At 59.7% G+C, this 17523-nt stretch carries 17 protein-coding genes; 12 read left to right on the top strand and 5 right to left on the bottom strand.

The annotated features are described in order from the left end of the window. Window positions 1-9 precede the first annotated feature (9 nt). A complete protein-coding gene (locus tag AWR36_RS04470; RefSeq protein ID WP_082679376.1) occupies window positions 10-942 on the bottom strand; it encodes a PP2C family protein-serine/threonine phosphatase in 933 nt (310 codons plus the stop codon). 376 nt (window positions 943-1318) lie between these two features. Between AWR36_RS04470 and AWR36_RS04465 the strand changes: the two genes are divergently transcribed. Both AWR36_RS04465 and AWR36_RS04460 read left to right on the top strand, forming a co-directional pair. Beyond that, complete coding sequence (locus tag AWR36_RS04465) at window positions 1319-2203, top strand: FHA domain-containing protein (RefSeq protein WP_067081505.1); 885 nt, start codon at window positions 1319-1321, stop codon at window positions 2201-2203. Window positions 2204-2207: 4 nt separating this feature from the next. Beyond that, the gene (locus AWR36_RS04460) at window positions 2208-2456 is read left to right on the top strand and encodes a glutaredoxin family protein (protein ID WP_067081503.1); all 249 of its coding nucleotides are present in this window, start codon (window positions 2208-2210) and stop codon (window positions 2454-2456) included. 85 nt (window positions 2457-2541) lie between these two features. Here the strand turns inward: AWR36_RS04460 and AWR36_RS04455 are convergent, their stop codons facing one another. Continuing rightward, the gene (locus AWR36_RS04455; protein WP_067081501.1) at window positions 2542-4518 is read right to left on the bottom strand and encodes a transglycosylase SLT domain-containing protein; all 1977 of its coding nucleotides are present in this window, start codon (window positions 4516-4518) and stop codon (window positions 2542-2544) included. A 164-nt stretch (window positions 4519-4682) separates the two neighbouring features. On the opposite strand from AWR36_RS04455, the gene AWR36_RS04450 reads away from it, so the two are divergent. Then, the gene (locus tag AWR36_RS04450) at window positions 4683-6617 is read left to right on the top strand and encodes an ATP-binding cassette domain-containing protein (protein WP_067081498.1); all 1935 of its coding nucleotides are present in this window, start codon (window positions 4683-4685) and stop codon (window positions 6615-6617) included. Window positions 6618-6700: 83 nt separating this feature from the next. On the opposite strand, the gene AWR36_RS04445 is transcribed toward AWR36_RS04450, so the two are convergent. Then, a complete protein-coding gene (locus AWR36_RS04445) occupies window positions 6701-7138 on the bottom strand; it encodes a universal stress protein (protein ID WP_067081496.1) in 438 nt (145 codons plus the stop codon). A gap of 153 nt (window positions 7139-7291) precedes the next feature. Between AWR36_RS04445 and AWR36_RS04440 the strand changes: the two genes are divergently transcribed. The 4 genes from AWR36_RS04440 (at window position 7292) to AWR36_RS04425 (ending at window position 11657) form a co-directional block, all read left to right on the top strand. Then, window positions 7292-7840, top strand: coding sequence for a hypothetical protein (locus AWR36_RS04440; RefSeq protein ID WP_067081493.1), 549 nt, complete (start codon window positions 7292-7294; stop codon window positions 7838-7840). A 227-nt stretch (window positions 7841-8067) separates the two neighbouring features. Then, on the top strand, window positions 8068-10806 hold the full coding sequence (gene topA, locus AWR36_RS04435; RefSeq protein ID WP_067081491.1) for a type I DNA topoisomerase: 2739 nt from the start codon (window positions 8068-8070) through the stop codon (window positions 10804-10806). Continuing rightward, complete coding sequence (locus AWR36_RS04430; protein ID WP_067081489.1) at window positions 10803-11300, top strand: DUF6586 family protein; 498 nt, start codon at window positions 10803-10805, stop codon at window positions 11298-11300. The genes topA and AWR36_RS04430 overlap by 4 nt, the downstream gene beginning before the upstream one ends. 105 nt (window positions 11301-11405) lie before the next feature. After that, window positions 11406-11657, top strand: a complete 252-nt coding sequence (locus AWR36_RS04425) for a hypothetical protein (protein WP_067081487.1) — start codon at window positions 11406-11408, stop codon at window positions 11655-11657. Between the two features lie 280 nt (window positions 11658-11937). Here the strand turns inward: AWR36_RS04425 and lexA are convergent, their stop codons facing one another. Continuing rightward, window positions 11938-12543, bottom strand: coding sequence for a transcriptional repressor LexA (gene lexA / locus AWR36_RS04420; protein ID WP_067081484.1), 606 nt, complete (start codon window positions 12541-12543; stop codon window positions 11938-11940). Window positions 12544-12754: 211 nt separating this feature from the next. Between lexA and AWR36_RS04415 the strand changes: the two genes are divergently transcribed. Beyond that, the gene (locus tag AWR36_RS04415; protein WP_067081482.1) at window positions 12755-13393 is read left to right on the top strand and encodes an LOG family protein; all 639 of its coding nucleotides are present in this window, start codon (window positions 12755-12757) and stop codon (window positions 13391-13393) included. A 93-nt stretch (window positions 13394-13486) separates the two neighbouring features. On the opposite strand, the gene AWR36_RS04410 is transcribed toward AWR36_RS04415, so the two are convergent. Continuing rightward, window positions 13487-13798 (bottom strand): DUF6763 family protein, encoded by a 312-nt coding sequence (locus tag AWR36_RS04410; protein WP_067081480.1) that lies wholly within the window; start codon window positions 13796-13798, stop codon window positions 13487-13489. A gap of 143 nt (window positions 13799-13941) precedes the next feature. Between AWR36_RS04410 and AWR36_RS04405 the strand changes: the two genes are divergently transcribed. The 4 genes from AWR36_RS04405 to AWR36_RS04390 all read left to right on the top strand — a co-directional run bounded on the left by AWR36_RS04405 (window position 13942) and on the right by AWR36_RS04390 (window position 17439). Beyond that, a complete protein-coding gene (locus AWR36_RS04405; RefSeq protein WP_067081478.1) occupies window positions 13942-14571 on the top strand; it encodes a TetR/AcrR family transcriptional regulator in 630 nt (209 codons plus the stop codon). Window positions 14572-14639: 68 nt separating this feature from the next. After that, complete coding sequence (nagZ, locus tag AWR36_RS04400; protein WP_067081475.1) at window positions 14640-15680, top strand: beta-N-acetylhexosaminidase; 1041 nt, start codon at window positions 14640-14642, stop codon at window positions 15678-15680. 122 nt (window positions 15681-15802) lie between these two features. Next, window positions 15803-16909, top strand: coding sequence for a mechanosensitive ion channel family protein (locus AWR36_RS04395; RefSeq protein ID WP_067081473.1), 1107 nt, complete (start codon window positions 15803-15805; stop codon window positions 16907-16909). A gap of 314 nt (window positions 16910-17223) precedes the next feature. Continuing rightward, complete coding sequence (locus tag AWR36_RS04390) at window positions 17224-17439, top strand: cold-shock protein (RefSeq protein ID WP_067081471.1); 216 nt, start codon at window positions 17224-17226, stop codon at window positions 17437-17439. Window positions 17440-17523 lie beyond the last annotated feature (84 nt).

Genomic DNA, 17523 nt, shown 5'->3' with positions numbered 1-17523 from the left:
TCCCCTGGATCAGAATGAGTCGAGCAGCCACGCGGTGAGCGAGGCGATAACGACCAATAAAATTACTGCCGTGAGTGCGAGGGTCATTGTCCCACCGGGCAGCAGGCTTGAGCGTGAACCCTCAGATTTCCGGGAGCTGCCGAAGGGCCAGTCTCTGCTGTCCGCGGGCTGATCCGGTGCTTCTACCACCTGCACCGTGATGTTGTCCTTGCCTCCGGCATCGAGAGCGGCAGCGATCAGCAGGTCCACTGCGCGCCGGTTGTCGGGATTTTCGGCCAGGATGCGACAGATCTCCTCTGCGGGAACCTCCGCGCTGAGACCGTCGCTGCACAGCAGCAGCCGCTGGCCGGGTTCCCAGAGGGCGGAGACACGGTCGATTTCAAGTTGTGGGTTGGTGCTGCCGCCGATACAGCGGGTGATGACATGGCGGTTGGGGTGGTTGGCGGCTTCCTGGGGATTGATGGCGCCGGAGTCCACCAGCATCTGTACGTAGGAGTGGTCGATGGTGAGCTGCTTTAATTGCCCCCCGCCGCCATCATCGGGGGTAAAGACGTAGGCGCGGCTGTCACCAACCCAATACAGGTGAAAATAAGCGCCGTCCTCAGCCAGGATTACGGCGGTGGAGCCCATGTTGGCGGTGTTCTGCTCGTCCCCGAGGAGGAGGGCATGGGCCCGCTGCAGGGCGCGCTCGTAGTGCCGGTCGGTGGCCGCGGAGCGCTGCACCTCCTCGATCACCGTCATGCTGGCAATCTCTCCGGCCTGATGGCCGCCGAGACCGTCGGCGACGACCCAGATACCACGCTCTTCATCAGACCAGAGAGCGTCCTCGTTCTGTTCGCGTTTGTAGCCGGGATGGGTGGCGCCCGCGCTTCGGGAGGGCGGGGTGGCGCGCTGGATTGTCCCGCTGTGCCGCGACCTTTCGCGTACGTTGGCTTCACTCACTGGCGTGCAACTACCTGTTTATTCTGATTTATCCGGTTCGCACTGCTGCTAGTGCCGCCTGCAGCGGCCGGCCGAAGCCATGCGCCGGAAGTCCTTCCATGGCCAGAGAGCGCCACAGCTACTGGCTTTCGGCAGCTGCCCGCGAATCCACTGACTTATGCATACTAGCGTCAACGGACATTGTAAGCTGCTAACCGAATCACACGCTAACCAAAATTCACGTGATAAACTGGCTCGAAAGAACAATACCGCGCTCTGCCGATGTCGGTTCCGAGCGCCTTGTCTGCTTGGCAACAGCCCTGCTGCTCAGGGTGTGTCTGTTAGTGCACTACTGAGGGTCCCATGGTGAGGCGGCCCGATCAAGGACATCATATCCATGCTCAAACTTTGTGATCTCAAGGATGTCAGCCAAAGTGTGTGGCTGGTGGCGCCCAGGGTGACGATCGGGCGCGCCAGCAATTGCGACTTCACCATTGCCGATGAATCAGTGGCTAAGTTGCAGGCGGAAATCCTCGTCGAGGGCGATGCACTGATTTTAAAAAACCTGGCCGGTAACGGTGTGCTTGCGGTGAATGGTCAGCCGGTAGACCGCAGTTGCCCGGTAAAGCTCGATGACAAGCTAACGGTAGGAAGTCGGACCCTCGGGGTCGTCGATCCCAAGGTGACGCGCCTGAAAGCGGCCTCCTCCGCTGCATCGGTGGCCTGGGCGCTACGGGCGAACCATCCGGCAATCGCCGGCAGGGTCTTCCCGGTGCGGGAGACGACGGTGGTGGGGCGTTCTGACGAGTGTGATATTACCTTTTCCCTTTCCCATCTTTCCCGTCGCCACGCGCGGTTGGAGGTGCGCGATGGGCTGCTGTTTGTGACCGACCTGGGCTCGGCCAATGGCACTTACCTCAATAACAAGCGCGTGGTCGAGACGCGGGTGCGACGCGGTGATGAGCTGCGCTTCGATACCCTGAGTTTCAGCGTGGTGGGACCTGCCGATGACCTGGACAAGACAACGGTTCGCCCCGCGGTGAGCATTCCCCAGGACGTCGTCCGGTCCGGCGCACAGGTGGAAGCAAAGGTCAGCGACCGATCTGCTGCGGCGGCAGCGCGGGCACCGGCTGCCGGAGATACGACCCGTGAAAGACAGCGCATGATTTCCGATGCGGAAGCGGTGGATGGCGGGCAGGGTGTCTGGCTGTGGGTCGGCATTCTCGCGGTGGCGGCCGTGGTCACCGGATACTTCTGGGCCCGCTGGCAGGGAATCCTGTGAGTCGATGGCTCGGCAACTGATCCTTTATACGACCCTGGGCTGCACGCTGTGCGAAAAGGCCAAGCCTGAGATCTGGCCGGTGCTCGAGGTCTTCGGGCTGCGGCTGAAGCAAGTGGATATTGCCGAGGACGAGGGGTTGATGGCCCGCTTCGCGACCTCGATACCTGTCGTCGGTCTCGGGGACCCGACCGATGTCTGTGTCTGGCCGTTCGATCAGGCGCAACTGGCCGACTGGCTCTCCGCCCGGTTGTAGGGGTGGCGCTGCCGATTCAGCGCCGCCGCTTTACTTCAATCCTTTCCGTTGCTCTCTGACTTCTGACTTGCTGCCTGGCTGCCGGCTAGAGGCGTGTGGTCGCCTCATTTTCCCGCAACAGTGGCAGGTTGGTGCCGCTCCGATAGGCATAAATTACGCTGTAGGCCAGCACATTCTGCACGTACTTGCGTGTCTCGTGGTAGGGGATGGTTTCAATCCACACGTCGTAGGGTAGCTGCTGGCGCGTCTCCTTCAGCCATTGGGCAACCCGCGTCGGCCCGGCGTTGTAGGCCGCTGCGGCGAGGATCCGGTTGTTATCAAAGCGGTTGAGCAGCGTGCTCAGGTAAAAACTGCCGAGCGCAATATTGGTACTGGGGCTTAGAAGATCCCAGTTTCTGCGAAGCTGGACTCCGGCGCGCCGGGCAGTGGCCCGGGCAGTCGAGGGCAGCAGTTGCATCAGGCCGAGGGCACCGGCGCCGGATTTGGCATCGTGACTGAAGTGGCTTTCCTGGCGTGCCACCGCATAGATCAGGTAGGGGTCCAGTGCAGTCTGCTGCCCCATGCGCCGGCTGGCATCGGTGACAATGTCGGCGAATGCCAGCGGAAAACGCAATTCCAGGTCATCCAGGTAATCTGCCGCCAGCACTGAGCGGATCGACTTGTGGTACCAGCCCCAAGAACTGGCGACTTTGCCCGCAGTCAGGAGCTGCTGATGATCCATGCCGCGGGTGGCGTAATTCCATTCCCTGCGGGCGTGGTACAGCTCGCCGATCGCTTGTAGCTCCCGTGCTCTCTGCATGGCCGGGCGCGCAGACATCTCCTCAACCGCCTTGGCATTGATTGGCGCGGGGCGGTCGACAAAACTGTAGTTTTGTCCGAGCGTGTCCGCGGCCAGGAAGCCATAGTAGCTGCGCTCCTGGGCTGCGCGCCGGTACAGGTAGGCGGCCTCCTGCTGGCGGGCGTCGCCATATTGCTCCTCAAGCACGCGTGCACGCCAGTAGAGCCACCGCTCGTGATTGCGCGCCGACTCTGGCAGCCGATTGATCCAGAACTCCACCTGCGCCCAGTCCAGCTCGCGCAGAGCCTGGCGCGCGAGCCATTCGATAGTGCGCTCGTCGGAGAAGTTCTCGCTCTGCTGGACAAGGACGCGGAGCCCGTCGAGGTTATCCTGGCGGGCGAATTGCAGGGCGATTTCCCGCAGTAGCGCCTCTCGCTCGTTTTCCTCGAACAGGTAGCCGGCATCGTAGTGGCGCCATGCTGTCAGGGCGTCCTCGGCACTGCGTCGAGCAAGGCGGCCAAGTCCATGGAGTACAATCTTCCGGTAGTGCGGTGAGCTGCGTAAAAAGCGCTGGTGATTGAGGAGTTGCCCGGGGTCGCGGTGCACAGAGCGCGCCAGCGCTGCAAGGCTCGCCTGCTCGCCGCTCATCTTGCCGGCAATATAGTCCGCCAGGTCCAGGTTGCCGGCCTCGAGGGCGAGCATATGTCGCCGCCATGCCAGTTCATCGGTCAGGCCGCCGTCCCGGATCCAGCGGGCGAATAACGGGTCGCACTCCTCAGCCTGAGAGTGGCCCACCAGCCACAGGTCCTCGACCAGCCGGTAGGCTTCCGTTTTGTCGCCGTGACGGGCGAGGGCGTCAGCGTAATAGCAGCGCAGGGAGGTGCGCCGGATCGTGCCGGCATCATAGTATTTGAGATAGGCGCGGAACCGCTGGCGGCTGCCCAGCTCTCTCAGGACCTTGACCCGCATCCAGTCACCGATGGCCGTGTCCCGGTACTGCTCCAGAAAGCTGTCGATCTCTCCGTAGGGCAGTCGCGATAGTTTCTTGCTGAGCTCCCAGTAATCCAGATAGGGCAGGAGTGGATAGCCAGCCAGTTCTCCCCTGATTCTGGCGAGGCTTGCCCGGTCACCCTGGGCGATAGCCATGCGGGCGCTCTGCAGCTTCTCTCGTTGGGCCACCGCATACTCGGCATCGGGCCTCTCGGCGGAAGTGGCTGCGGCAGGCAGGGTTGAAGACAGGACCAGGGATAACAGCAGCGCGAATCCCTTTGCGTCAATCGACATTTGAATCACCCGATTGAAAGTTCGCGAGAGTAAATTTATCAATACAGCGCGAGGAAAACTACGTAAAATTTCCGTCTTTACGCGTGACCTGGAGCGCGTTCTCAGCCGTTTATTGGCGGTGCCGGTTCGCAAGCTCCAGGCAACCTTAATTGTAGTTGTGTTTTATGCTCCAGTTAGACAACGTCGGTCTCCGATACGGCACCCAGGTACTGGCAGAGGGTGTCTCTGCCAAAGTCGAAAAGGGCGATCGTATCTGCCTTGTCGGGCGCAATGGTGAGGGAAAATCGAGCCTCTTGCGCCTGATTGCGGGGGAGATTGACGCCGATGAGGGCGAGGTGATCCGGGCTGTCGGTTTCCGCCTTGCCACCCTCGAACAGGAACTTCCCTCAGACTGCCGGGACACGGTCTACGAATACGTGGCGTCGGGTCTCGGAGATATCGGTCGTCATCTGTCCGCCTACCGCGACGCGCCCGATGAGCACCTGCAGGAGCTGATCGAGGCGGCCCACGGTTGGGATCTGTTGCCGCGCATCGACAGTATCATCGATCGCCTCGGGCTGGATGAGTCAGCGTCCGTAGCGGATCTCTCCGGCGGCTGGCAGCGGCGCGCAGCACTTGCCCGCGCACTGGTTACCGAACCGGACCTGCTGATTCTGGATGAGCCCACCAACCACCTGGATATCACCGCCGTCGAATGGCTGGAAAACTTTCTCGCCGGCTTCAATGGTGCGCTGCTTTTTGTGACCCACGATCGGGCACTGGCCCAGCGCCTGGCGACCTCGGTCTGGGATCTGGATCGCGGCCATCTGCGCGTTTTCAACTGCGGCTTTGACCGGTATCAGCAGGAGAAAGAGAAGCTCCTGGAGGAAGAGGCCCGCCACGAGGCGCTCTTTGATAAGAAGCTGGCACAGGAGGAGGCCTGGATCCGCCAGGGCATCAAGGCTCGGCGGACAAGGAACGAGGGGCGAGTGCGTGCACTGCAGTCCCTGCGTCGCCAGCGTGAAGCCCGGCGCAGTCGGCAGGGCACTGCGCGGATGGCACTGGATTCCGGCGAGCTCTCCGGGAAGCTGGTCGCAGAGCTCAAAAACGTATCTTTTGCCTATCCCCAGGACGGCAATGGCGAAGAGGCTAGATACCTGATTCGTGACCTGTCCTATACCCTGATGCGGGGCGACAAGGTGGGCCTGATCGGTCCCAACGGGGTCGGCAAAAGCACCCTGATCCGCCTCTTGCTCGGCGAGCTTAAGCCCCAGTCCGGGTCGATTCGACTCGGCACCAAGCAGCAGATCGCTTACTTTGATCAGCGGCGGGATCAGCTGGACCCGGAGCTGACCGTGGTGGACAACATCGCTGAGGGCAGGGATAGCGTCACCGTCGGCGGCCGCAGCCGTCACATCATGTCCTATCTCTCCGACTTTCTCTTCAGCGGAATCAAAGCCCGCACCCCGGTGGGGGCCCTGAGTGGTGGCGAGAGGAACCGCGCATTGCTGGCGAAGCTGTTCAGCCAGCCCGCCAACATCCTGGTTCTCGATGAGCCCACCAACGACCTCGACGTAGAGACCCTGGAGCTGCTGGAGCAGCTGTTGCTGGAGTTCTCCGGTACGGTGCTGCTGGTCAGTCACGACCGGGCCTTTCTCGACAACGTGGTGGATTCCTGCCTGGCCTTTGAGGGCAATGGTGTGGTGCGGGAGTATGTCGGCGGCTACGCAGACTTTTTGCGCCAGGGTGGGCATTTTGCCAGCGAAGATACCGCTGCCCTGGAGGAGAGCGGGCAGGCCAAAAGCGCGGGGGCCAAAGATGCGGAGGCAAAAGCTGCGGAGGCTGCAGGTGACACTTCTGCAAAGGCGGGAGCGGCAGAGGAAAAACCCGCCAAAAAGAAAAAGCTCAGTTACAAGTTACAGCGGGAGCTCGACAGCTTGCCCGGGGTGATCGAATCCCTGGAGGAAGAAATCAATACACTGGAAGCCGAAGTGAGCGACCCGGGCTTTTACCAGCAGGAGCCGGCAAAGATCGAGGAGCGCCTCAAACTGCTGGCTGACCGCCAGGCGGAGCTTGAGGCGGCGTTTGAGCGCTGGGCAGAGCTGGACAGCGATTCCTGAACATTGCTGCCCGGCTCCACCGGGCGACCAGAAGCGCGGTACTGCCGCCGCGCCCAGTTTAATGTTGGTTCATTCTGGGTGTGTTATTCGGAGTGCACGCGCACAGCCAGCACATCGCAACCGGCACCGTGCAGGACCCCGTTGGCGGTGGATCCGAGCAGCAGAGCGAGGCCGTGCCTGCCGTGACTGCCGATGATGATCAGATCGGAACCCAGCTCATCGGCGAGTCGATGAATTTCCGTTGCCGGTTGTCCCAGCACAACCCGTTGCCGATCCTCAGCAACCCCTAGCTTTTCCCCGGCTTTGCGAAGCTGCTCTTTGGCCTGGTTTTGAAGCTGTTCCTGCACTTCCGACAGGTCCATCGGGATGTCGCCACCATAGGCAAACGTGAGCGGTTCGATAACGTGCGTCAGGCAAAGCTCAGCACCAAATGCCCGCGCCATTTCCCCTGCCTTATCAAGCACCTGGGTGGAATCATCCGACAGGTCCAGGGCAACCAGAATACGCTTGTAATCCGCCATGAGCACGCTTCTCCTTTTCTATTATCGCGTTGACAGTGGCTCGAAACCTCACAGAGAGTCTACTGTAAAAAAAAACGATTGACAGGACCGGCGCACCGCAACGCACAATGGGCGCTTAATTCGTCACACAGCTCGCTAAACACGGATCCGTTTATGTCAGGTTGGCTCCCACTTCTTATTATCCTGTTCGCGGTCGCGCTGGTTGTGGGGCCGGTGATGTGGATGAAACCCAGCGACCGCGATCGCAAGCTTGCCGGGCTGCGCCAGCGGGCGATTCGAGCGGGCATGACGGTGAAGATGAAACCCCTGCCCACGGCACTGGGTGAGGGTACTGCGGCAGTCTATTACAACCGCTGGGAAGATCCGCGCAGACTGGACGTCGGCTGGAACCTTGAGCTCCAGCGCATGTCCCATGACCTCCATTTCTCTGATCGCTGGGACTGGGCCGGAAAAGCCGCCCCCGAGGCATCCTGGCAGCTGATCCGCGAGCTGCTCAAGCGGCTTCCTGAGGATGCCTGCGCCATTCACAGCACCCGGGGCGGTCTCGGCATCCAGTGGCAGGAGCGCAGTGGGGATAAAGGATTCGAGACCGTGGAGCAGGCTCTCAAGCAAATGCGCCCGGAAATCGAGGAAGCCATCAGGCAGCCCGCCGGACGTGAAGATGCCCGTGACACCGAGCAGGGAAAAGGGCCTGAATCATAGTAATTCAGGGTGATACGGGATAGCTTCCAGGGCTTACCTGCGGTCCGGTCAGGGGTCCCGGGTGATGATCGAAATCCCGGCAAAACCATCCATCGGTGCGGGGAATTTTGCCCGTCCCGCTTGACCCCACCGGGGGCGAAGCTTATATATTCGCGCATCGCAGCGCTCACAGTCGTCGTCGATCGAGGGCTGCAGGCAGTAAAAATCTATACAGAATTCAAGGGCTTATGGGTAAATCACTGGTCATTGTCGAATCACCGGCCAAAGCGAAAACGATCAATAAGTACCTCGGCAAGGACTTCGTGGTGAAGTCCAGCGTGGGCCATATTCGCGATCTGCCCACTGCCGGTGGCAATAAAAAGCCCGTCGATCCCAAGGAGCGGGCCCGTCGGGCAGCGGAGACCCGCAAGCTTTCCCCGGAGGAGAAGGAGAAGTACAAGCGCAAGAAAAGCCGCGAGCAGTTAATCAAGCGCATGGGGATTGACCCGGATCACGACTGGTCAGCCCATTACGAAATTCTTCCCGGCAAGGAAAAAGTGGTCAGTGAATTGCGCAAGCTGGCCGAGAATGCCGACCAGATTTATCTGGCAACGGACTTGGACCGCGAAGGGGAGGCGATCGCCTGGCATTTACGTGAGGCGATTGGCGGTGATGACAATCGCTATCGCCGCGTGGTGTTTAACGAGATCACCAAATCGGCGATCCAGGAGGCGTTCAAGGATCCGGGCCGGCTGGATATCAACCGTGTAAATGCGCAGCAGGCGCGCCGCTTCCTCGATCGCATCGTGGGCTACATGGTCTCGCCGCTACTGTGGGAGAAGGTTGCCCGCGGTCTGTCCGCAGGTCGGGTGCAATCGGTGGCAGTGCGGCTGGTGGTTGAGCGCGAGCGGGAAATCCGCGCCTTTATTCCTGAGGAATACTGGACCATCTCGGCGGATACGGCGACGCAGAAGGCCGAACCGCTGCATCTCGAGGTAAAGCGCCAGGCTGGAGAGGCTTTCCGCCCGACCAACGAAGAACAGGCCAGCGCCGCCACCAAGGCTTTGCAGGCCAGCGATTTCACTGTGACGCAGCGGGATGACAAGCCCACCAGCTCTAAGCCCACCGCACCGTTTATTACCTCCACCCTGCAACAGGCGGCCAGCAATCGACTGGGGTTCAGTGTCAAGAAGACCATGATGCTGGCCCAGCGCCTGTACGAAGCCGGCCACATTACCTATATGCGGACGGACTCCACCAATCTGAGTAAAGAGGCGGTGGACTCTGCCCGCGACTTCATCGTAGAGAAGTTTGGTAAGAAGTATCTGCCGGAAACGCCCAACAGTTACAGCAGTAAAGAGGGTGCACAGGAGGCGCACGAGGCCATTCGCCCGTCAGATGTGCGCATGCAACCCAACATGTTGAGTGGCGTCGAGCGGGATGCGGAAAGGCTCTACAATCTGATCTGGCAGCAGTTCGTAGCCTGTCAGATGACGCCCGCGGAATTCACTTCCACCTCGGTGGTGGTGACGGCTGGTGACTTCGAGCTGCGCGCTCGCGGTCGCGTCATCCGCTTCGATGGCTTCCTGAAGGTCGCGCCACAGGTGAGCAAGAAAGACGAAGACCGGGTGCTGCCCGACGTCAAGGTCGGCGACAAACTGGCTCTGCAGAAGCTCGACCCGAAACAGCATTTCACCAAGCCGCCGGCGCGTTTTAGTGAAGCGGCACTGGTGAAAGAGCTGGAAAAGCGTGGCATCGGTCGACCTTCTACTTACGCTTCGATTATTTCCACGATTCAGGATCGTGGCTACGTCCGTCTTGAAAACCGTCGATTCTATGCAGAGAAGATGGGCGATATTGTCACTGATCGGCTCAGCGAAAGTTTCAAGAACCTGATGGACTACGGATTTACCGCAAACCTGGAGGAATCTCTGGACGCGGTCGCCGAGGGAGATAGAGGCTGGAAAGACCTGCTGAACGAGTTCTATGGCGACTTTTCCAAGCGACTGGAAAAGGCCCAGTCCGCCGAGGACGGGATGCGCCGCAATACGCCCACCGATACCGACATTGAATGCAGCAAGTGCGGGCGTCACATGCAGATCCGTACCGGTTCCACCGGAGTCTTCCTGGGCTGCTCTGGCTATGGGCTGCCTCCCAAGGAGCGCTGCACCAACACCATGAACCTGGTATCCGGTGAAGAAGCAGTTGATGCCGACAAGGATGAGGATGCCGAAACCCGTCAGCTGCGGGACAAGCGGCGTTGTGCGAAGTGCGGCACTGCCATGGACAGCTACCTGGTGGATGAGCAGCGAAAACTGCATATCTGTGGCAACAATCCTGATTGCCCGGGTTATGAGGTGGAGAAGGGCACATTCAAGATCAAGGGCTACGACGGGCCGGTTATTGAATGTGACAAGTGCGGCAGCGATATGCAGCTGAAGTCAGGCCGCTTTGGCAAGTATTTTGGCTGCACCAACGAGGAGTGCAAAAACACCCGCAAGCTGCTGAAGAACGGCCAGCCGGCACCGCCGAAAATGGATCCGGTTCCGATGCCCGAGTTGCCCTGCCAGAAAGTGGAGGACCACTACATTCTGCGTGACGGTGCGTCGGGCCTGTTCCTGGCAGCGAGCCAGTTCCCCAAGAACCGGGAGACCAGGGCGCCCCTGGTGAAGGAACTATTGCCCCACAAGGACGAGATTGATCCGAAGTACAGCTTCCTGTTCTCTGCCCCTACTGAAGATGACGAGGGCAGGGATACGGTGGTGCGATTCAGTCGCAAGACCCAGGAGCAGTATGTCCAGTCCGAGGAGGATGGCAAGGCCACTGGCTGGCGGGCTTTCTATCGCGACGGCAAGTGGCAGGTAGAGGCTGCCACCAAAGCCAAGTCAGCGGCCAAGCGGAAGCCTGCGGCCAAGAAAGCCGCCAAGAAGGCGCCAAAGAAAGCCGCTAAAAAGGCGCCCAAGAAAGCGCCGAGCAAAAAGGAATGAGCAACCCCTATACCGGTTCGGTTGCCGCGGCACTGCGCAAGGCAAGCTTGCTTGCCGACCTCCCTCCGGAAGGCAATCTGCAAGCGCAGGCTCTTATGGAGGCTCGCTTGCTGGAGCTCTGGCGAGCCTATCAGGCCTTTCTTGCCGAGCTGGCGTTCCAGTTGCAGCTTGGCGGCGAGCCGGGTTCCCCCGGGGCGCTTGCGCAAATGGCACTGTCCCAGAACAAGGGCTGCGGCGAAGCGACGGAGTTGCAGGCGCTGCTGGAAGAGCCGGGCAGCTGGCTGTCCTCTCTGGAGGCTGCCTGGCAAAGCCTGTGGCAGTTCTCGGCAGATCGCGGGGGCCAGTCAAAGAATGCGGCCAGCCCGGCACTGATTCCGGCGAGGGACGTCGGGCGACGCTCAGTCGAGGCCCTGTCAGCGGAGCAGCTTGAGCAATGGCAATCGGCGCTGACGGAGCTTATTCATCGCCAGCGCGCCCACAGCGCCGAGTGGTGAGGGCGCCAACAGCGCAAAGTCTCAGGGGCAGCATCCCCGCAGCCCAATGATCCCGTGCAGGGGGGTGTGTTACACTGCGCAAAATAGATGTGAACGGAGAAGCGCATGTCCTCAGAGACTTTCGAAATCATTGAGCTGGCGAACGGCGATGTTGCCCTGCGCCGTGCCGGTGAACGCGATGATGCCCTGGTGCGAATCCACTTTTCCGAGGAGAGCACCCAGTTCCTGAAGGAACACAAGATCGCCATCGCCAAGGCCATGCTGGAAGCGGGAATCGAGGCTGTACAAAATATCGGCGAATTGGAGCCGGAAGTGTTCGAAGAAGAGCTCGAACCGCTCAACCACACCATTCACTGACTTACCCGGGCGGCGATTCCTCGCCGTAACTCTCGCCGTAACTTCAGCTCGCGCCCGCGAGCGCAATCCTGCAAAGCGCGGCTTTCCCGCTCCCCTTCCGGTTTTTCCAGCAGATTCAATTTGCACCATTGCAGCAGGGCCTTTCCTGAGCTGCCGGCTGCTGAGCGCAGAGCTTGGTTGCCAGCCAGATCGCTGGCTGGTTGCTGGCTTGGGTGAGGGAGGTAAAAGGTGCTTCCCGCCAGGCCGGCGTCAGCCCAGCGGGAAACCCGGCAGGGGGGATTCAAGGAGTCTGGCGAATCACCCCGACCGCGAGGCCTTCGATAGCGAAGTGCTTGTCCCGCATATCCACCTGGATCACCTCGAACTCGTCATTTTCTGGCAGTAACTGCACCAGGGCCTGGTTGCCCCGGCGTCGGAAACGCTTGACCGTTACCTCGTCCTCGATGCGCGCAACGACGATCTGTCCATTGCGGACCTGGTCGGTGCGTTGTACCGCGAGCAGATCGCCGTCAAGAATGCCGGCATCCCTCATGCTCATTCCGTGCACTCGCAGCAGGTAGTCCGCAGGCGGGTGGAAAAAATCCGACGGCAGCTCACAGTAATCCTCAATGTTTTCTTCGGCGAGGATCGGATTGCCCGCGGCTACACGACCGACGATGGGCAGGCCCGGTTGATAGTCGGGAATCCGGATACCCCGGGATGCGCCCGCTACCATTTCGATGGCTCCCTTGCGGGCCAGAGCCTTCAGGTGTTCTTCTGCAGCGTTGGGTGAGCGAAAGCCCAGCTCCTGTGCGATCTCCGCACGGGTGGGTGGGTAGCCGGTGTCGTCCAGATAGGACTTGATCAGTTCGAGTACCTGAGCCTGACGCGCAGTGAGGTTGGTCATGGTTGTCACCTGCCTGATTGTTGTCTGTATTTATATACAGTTGCTGTGATTATATACAGAATGCCTCGCTGCGCAAACTTGCCGGTCATGTCGTGAAATGCTGCTAAAGTGAATTCAGGAAGAATAACAAGCGCAGTTACGGGAATGCTCTGGCAAAACATGTTCATCTCGAGCCGGAGTGACCGACTGCAGCAGCAGAGGGAAGACGATCATGCTAGATGCAAAAATGCCAGAAGCCTGGCGAGTGCTACGGATCCAGTCTGAACTGGTGGATGGTATTGAACGCCTGATCGCACTCTCAGGGGCTGTCACGGTATTCGGTAGTGCCAGGTTTGCCGAGGATTCCCCGGAATACCAACAGGCGGTTCGTTTAGGGGAGTTGCTGGCGGGGGAGGGGATCTCCGTGATCACTGGTGGCGGCCCGGGCCTGATGGAAGCCTGCAATCGCGGTGCGCATCCCCAGCCCGGTACATCCATTGGCCTGAATATTCAGCTGCCTTTTGAGCAGGCGCCCAACCCGTACCAGGATATCAGTCTCAACTTTCGCTACTTTTTCGTGCGCAAGTTCATGTTTGTAAAACATGCGGTTGGCTTTGTTGGTTTGCCCGGCGGCTACGGCACCCTTGATGAACTCTTCGAGGCGTTGACGCTGGTGCAGACCCGCAAAGTGCAGAGGTTTCCCATTATCCTGGTCGGCGAGCGCTTCTGGGGAGGGCTCAAGAATTGGCTGGTAGAAACGGTGCTCGAGCGCGGATGCATTGATGAAACTGACCTGGATCTGTTCCGTGTGGTGGACACTGTCGATGAGGCCGCTGAAGTGATTGTCGACTTCATCCGTTCGAAGGAATGAGGCAGTAACGCTGGCGGTACGTTGTAAAGCCGGGCCCGGGCTCAGCGAAGCGGCCCAAAAATATCCTTGAGAGCGGGCGCCTGGACGTTGCTCTCAGAAGGGGTTTTCATCGGTCCCGGCAAAACTCTCGCCCTCGAGATTATCCAGCGTGCTGAGTAATTCTGGACCGGGTTCGGCGGAATCGGGAGACTGTTCCCGGGCAGTGAGGCCGTAGGCCGCGTGTGCATCCTCTGGCGCGGCGGCAGTCGCCAGCGAGCGGCTGATCCAGTATTCCCGCTCCATTTCCCCAACGGTACCGTCCAGGTACTGAACTTCGACCGTCTGATGCAGCTCATCAATGGCGACGACCTCAAAAACCTCTCCGCTCTCCAGGTCCTCGAACCAACTGCCGATATCTGGTGACATTTGTGACATGACTTCCTGCCCCTGTTGTGTTTCTCACAATCTAATGTGTGCCTCATGAAGTCAGTAGCTACGCCAGCTCCGGATGGATGTGCTAATCTGCGCAAGTTGCCAAACAACTGTTTTAATTGGTGGTTTGAATTCGTATGACCCAGACTGACACCGTCAGCCGGATACTGGACGCCGCGGAAGTGCTGTTTGCCGAGCGGGGGTTCACGGAGACCTCCCTGCGCACCATCACAAGCACTGCAGGCGTCAATCTCGCGGCAGTAAACTACCACTTCGGCTCCAAGAAAGAATTGATCCAGGCGGTTTTTGAGCGGTTTCTCACGCCCTTTACCCAGAGCCTGGTCGGAGAGCTGGACCGTCGCGAGGCCACGGATGAGCCCCTGAATGCCGAAGTGCTGCTGGATAGCCTCTACCGGGTGGCCATGGCCAGTCTCGAACGGGAAGGTCGGGATCCGCAGAGGTTCATGCGCCTGCTGGGACTCGCCTATACCCAGTACCAGGGTCACCTGCGGCGGTTTATCGTCTCCCGTTACGGTGATAGTTACCGGCGCTTCGCCGGTCTGCTGTCAAAGGCGCTTCCCGGGCTGGATCCGGTCACGTTTTACTGGCGTCTTTACTTTATGCTTGGGGCCACTATTTTCACCTTGTCGAGCTTCGACGCCATCGAGGCTATCCTCAAGGAAGATTTTGGTGCCGAGAGTAGCTTGCAGGAGACTCTGGAGCGACTGGTGCCAGCGGCAGCGGCAATGTTGCACGCGGGCGACTGACTGGAACGTTGAGCCCGCTGCCTGCCAGTGATTAGATAGCCCGGATGGGCGGGAGCATGAGAGGCAAAATGGAAGAGCAGTCCAACGGCGCCGGCCTCGGTCCGGTAATGATCGATATCGACGGCACAGAGCTTACAGAAGAAGATCGTCATCTGCTGCGCCACCCCATGGTGGGAGGGCTGATTTTTTTCACCCGCAACTTTCGCGACCGGTCACAACTGGAGGCGCTGGCAGCAGATATTCGCTCCGTGCGCCCGGGGATTCTCCTGGCGGTCGATCAGGAAGGTGGCCGGGTGCAGCGCTTCCGGGAGCAGGGCTTTACCCGTTTGCCGTCGATGCAGAAGCTCGCCCGTGCCGCCGATGAGCAGCAGTTGCGGGATGTCGGCTGGTTGCTTGCCGCCGAGCTGCTCAGTGTGGGTATCGACTTCAGCTTTGCGCCGGTCCTGGATGCCGACGATGCCCACTGCCGTATCGTGGGTGACCGCAGTTTTGCTGCGGACCCCTCGGCGGTCGCCGACAAGGTGCGGCCCTTTATGGCTGGCATGCATGAGGCGGGCATGGCGACGACCGGGAAGCATTTTCCCGGCCACGGCCACGTACTGGAGGACAGCCACGAAGAACTGCCGGAGGACGAGCGAGGCCTCAAGGCGGTAATGGCGAGCGATGCGCTGCCGTTTATCGACTGTATTCGCCACCGTGAGCTGGATGCGGTCATGCCGGCCCATATCCGTTTCGTGGAGGTGGACGGGCAGCCGGTCGGCTTCTCACCCTTCTGGCTGCAGCAAGTACTGCGGGGGCAGCTTGGCTTCGACGGCGTCATATTCAGTGATGACCTTTCTATGGAGGGCGCGGGGGCGGCCGGTGGCTATGGGGCGCGTATCCAGGCCGCGCTCTCTGCGGGCTGTGATATGGGCATCGTCTGCAACAATCGGGCGGGGGCACTGGAGGTGCTCGAAAGCCTGGAGGCCTATAAACCCGACCCGGAATCCAGCCGAAGGCTGGCACGGATGCGAGGCAGGCCAGACATTGATTCGTGGGAGGCATTGCAGCAGAGTGAGCGCTGGCAGCGCACCAGGGAGTGGCTCAACGCCCTGCTCGCCAGTGACTGAAGGCTGCATGCCTGTCTGAACAAATCCCCAGCATTGGGCCGCAGTCCCAGTCTTGGGATATCCTTCGCAGCCCCGTAATCTCGTAATTTCTGATAACAACGACGTTCTTGGAGCAGTAATCAGTGGAAGCTTTTAAGGAGTTGATCGTCCCCTGGATCGGCGCCAATCGATTCTGGATTGTGGTTATTTTTTCGATCATTCTCGCCACTGCACTCGCCGCGTGGTTTTTGAAGCGCTTTGTGCTCAAGCTGGAAGAGCGCGCGGCGAAGACGGTCAATCCCTGGGATGATGCGCTGGTAGGGGCTTTGACGCCTCCCGGCCCCGTGCTGATCTGGCTGGTTGGCCTGACCGTGGCCGCGGGGCGCGCGGGGAGCGCGACCGGTGCCGAGATATTTGATCTGGCGAAGCCAATCCGGGATGTCGGCGTCATCCTGGCGGTCACCTGGTTCGCCTGGCGCTTCTCCCACAATGTCGAGCGAAACCTGCGCGACCCGCGCTATATCGCCAAGCCCATGGACGCCACGACGGTGCGAGCGATGGGCAAGCTCGTACGCGCGTCCATACTGATCACCGCTGCCATGGTGATCATGCAGTACTTCCAGTACAGCATCAGCGGGATCCTGGCTTTCGGCGGCATCGGCGGCCTGGCGGTCGGCTTCGCTGCCAAGGATCTACTGGCCAATTTCTTCGGCGGGTTGATGGTGTATCTGGACCGGCCTTTTGCGGTGGGGGACTGGGTTCGCTCTCCGGATCAGGAAATTGAGGGAACGGTAGAGGACATCGGCTGGCGCCTGACCCGTATCCGCACTTTCGACAAACGCCCCCTTTATATCCCCAATAGCGTGTTCACCCAGATTTCGGTAGAGAATCCCTCCCGGATGCAGAACCGCAGGATCTTTGAAACGGTGGGCATCCGCTATGCGGACGCTCCCCACATGGCTGCGATCGTGACGGATGTGAAGGCCATGTTACAGAGCCATCCGGAGATCGATACCAACCAGACCCTGATCGTAAACTTCAACAGCTTTGCGCCATCTTCGCTGGATTTCTTCATTTACACCTTCACAAAGACCACCGAGTGGGTGCGGTACCATGAGATAAAACAGGACGTTTTGTTGAAGGTGTTGGAGATCGTCGAGTCTCACGGAGCCTCCTGTGCCTTCCCGACATCCACGGTCCATATCGCCGAGATAGCCCAGCAGGAAAGGGCGGTTCCGGAGCCGTCATGAACGTCCAGGCAGGGAATACAGGAAAGAATGTCTGGGTGTTATGTGACAGCTTTAACAGCTCTACAACTTCTGACCAGCGGCGCTGATGAAAAATTGCGCGAAATACGCGCAATGTAGTATTTATTTCACATAGAAACCTAGACACTGGCGCCAATTTATCTAAGAATCATTGTGGTACACCTGAATGACTAGGTGGACAGTGCAAGAGAGCAGTCGCAAGGCTGCCGATATTGGGGTGGCGTTTGTCGCTCTCCACCCGAGAGGTAACGCAGGGGTAGAGAGCTCAGCGCAATAACAATAATGAGGTTGGCTCAATGAGTGATCGCGTTACAGGTACCGTAAAGTGGTTTAACAATGCCCGGGGTTACGGATTTATCACCTGTGGAGAAGGTACCGAGGATATTTTTGTTCACTATCGCAGTATTCGCGGCGAAGGATATAAAACCCTGAATGAAGGGCAAGCCGTTGAATTTGAAATGCAGAAAGGTGACAAGGGATTGTTGGCGGAAGATGTCGTTCCCTGCGAATGAGTCCCCGATAAAAAATTCTTTGTAATTGCCACTCCGGCCAGGCGCTGCTTACTCAGTCCCATTCAGGACTGTTCTGTACGCCTC

The organism is Microbulbifer flavimaris (genome assembly GCF_001641755.2).
Lineage (GTDB): Bacteria > Pseudomonadota > Gammaproteobacteria > Pseudomonadales > Cellvibrionaceae > Microbulbifer > Microbulbifer flavimaris.
The sequence above is the reverse complement of the archived record's forward strand: the minus strand, read 5'-3'. Positions and strand labels throughout refer to the sequence as shown.